This window comes from Undibacterium sp. Di24W, from assembly GCF_049340325.1.
Taxonomy (GTDB): Bacteria; Pseudomonadota; Gammaproteobacteria; order Burkholderiales; family Burkholderiaceae_D; genus Undibacterium.
In genome coordinates this window covers 1-261 of record NZ_JBMPOP010000038.1, presented here as the reverse complement: position 1 = coordinate 261, position 261 = coordinate 1, and the positions used below count along the sequence as shown (strand labels likewise).

General features: G+C 57.5%; 1 protein-coding gene. It reads left to right on the top strand.

The window, feature by feature from the left end; translation table 11 throughout:
* A partial coding sequence (locus tag ACO0KZ_RS20530) for a hypothetical protein (RefSeq protein WP_422998657.1) occupies positions 1-261 on the top strand: 261 nt, incomplete at both ends.

The window sequence follows — 261 nt, the reverse complement described above, 5'->3', positions numbered from 1 at the left end:
CCTGGTCTACACCGTCAGTCTGTCGGCAGCGACGAACGCGACGACGACCTACGCCTATAGTTTAGGTGGCGGCAGTGCGACGGCGCCCGATTACAATGCGACCCCGGTGTTTAGTAATGGCGTCACCCTGGTCGGTGGCAATGTGATAGTACCGAGTGGTGTGACGGCCTTTACGGTCACCGTGAGCACGATTGATGATACGGTGATTGATTCAGCGTCCCCTGAAACACTGCCTTTAGTGATAGGCGGCGCAACGGGTAC